Here is a 1515-nt window from a genome sequence, read left to right as displayed (position 1 = left end):
GGGTGTCAATAGAAACTTCATTACGATAAGGAAATATTCCAATGAAAAAATATGAATTTACAGGCAGAACAAAACAGGTTTACGATATTGAAACCCGTCAACCTAGAAACATTTATCGCATTCGTGCATTAAGAGATTTTGATGATGTCAAGGCTGGAGACCTTGGTGGTTTTATTGAAAGGGAAGATAACCTCTCTCATGATGGGGATTGTTGGGTTTATGATAATGCTATGGTTCTTATGAATGCTGTCATTTCTGAAAATGCAAAAATACGTAATGACGCTGCTGTTGCTGATAATGCCATGGTTTATGGCAACGCTATAGTTCGCGATAAAGCTAAAGTTTATGGTAGCGATACCCATGTTTATGGCAATGCTCATATTTATGATAATGCCAACATTTGTAGTGATATGTGGTTTCGTGGCAAGGGGCCGGTTTATGGCAAGTGCATAGTTAGTGATAATGCTAAGGTTTATGGGGGTGCAAAAATTTGTGGTCAAGTTTGTGACAATGCCGTGGTTTATGGCAAAGCCTTTATTTCTATAGAGGCAAAAATTTATGACGATGCAAAGGTTTGGCATAGTGCTTATGTAAAGGGCTTTGTTTATGGCAATGCAAAAGTATCAGGGTCTTCTTGTGTACACGAGGGTTCTTATATTTTTGATAATGCTAGGGTTTATGGCAAAGCGATTGTTTGCAAAGATGTCAAGATTTATGGCAATGCCCGTGTTTATGAAAATGCACGTATTTATGAAAAAGTAGAAATTTATGATGATGCGTGTGTTTCTAACAGATCTATTATTGCAGAGGGTGTAAAAATTTATGGCAATGCCGTTATTAATGGCAAGCAAAAGATTTGTGATGATACTGATGGTAGTGAACAAACTTTAGATAAAACAGCATAAATAAGGGGCAGAGAGCTGCTTTATAGCAAAAAGCCGTTTCTTAAATGGAAGCGGCTTTTATTTTGCTATAAAAAACATATGAAAATGCAAGCGATTAAGTGGTATTAAGTTAGTATTAACAGTGTATATTCAGTTTCTTATGATTGTTTTTTAACAAGATCAATGTTGTTCATAGCGATAATACTTAAAAAACTGTTATTATCTTATTGAAATAATTGAAAAAATAAACAACTTATGCTAAGTTTTTATGTGTATAAAATGCAAATCAAATGGAACTTACAAACATGTTGAATAAAGTGATCTTAATTGGCTATTTAGGGGATAATCCAGAGAGCAAAACGATGAATTCTGGTGCAGAAGTGGTCAATTTTCGGTTGGCAACCTCTGAGAGCTATACAAATAAAAATACCAATCAAAAAGTAGGGAAAACAGAATGGCATTCCGTGGTGGTTTTTAATCCACATCTGGTCAAAATTGCTCTTCAATACTTAAATAAAGGTTCAAAGGTTTACGTAGAAGGCAAATTACAAACTCGTAAATGGCAAGATAAAAATGGTCATGACCGTTACACAACAGAAATTGTCTTGTCACAATACAAAGGTGAACTGTA

2 protein-coding genes are annotated in these 1515 nt (G+C 34.8%); both read left to right on the top strand.

The annotated features are described in order from the left end of the window. The first annotated feature begins 41 nt into the window (after window positions 1-41). Window positions 42-905 (top strand): hypothetical protein, encoded by an 864-nt coding sequence (locus FNZ60_RS04180; protein WP_142416443.1) that lies wholly within the window; start codon window positions 42-44, stop codon window positions 903-905. Window positions 906-1189: 284 nt separating this feature from the next. Further along, the coding region (ssb, locus tag FNZ60_RS04175) for a single-stranded DNA-binding protein (RefSeq protein WP_142416442.1) at window positions 1190-1515 on the top strand (326 nt) is incomplete at its 3' end.

The organism is Bartonella massiliensis (genome assembly GCF_902150025.1).
GTDB classification, from domain to species: Bacteria; Pseudomonadota; Alphaproteobacteria; order Rhizobiales; family Rhizobiaceae; genus Bartonella; species Bartonella massiliensis.
This window is presented reverse-complemented; position numbering and strand designations above follow the sequence as displayed.

What these genes read in the sequence shown, in the direction of transcription:
- FNZ60_RS04180 (WP_142416443.1), top strand. Translation starts at nt 42, where the DNA reads ATGAAAAAATATGAATTTACAGGCAGAACAAAACAGGTTTACGATATT.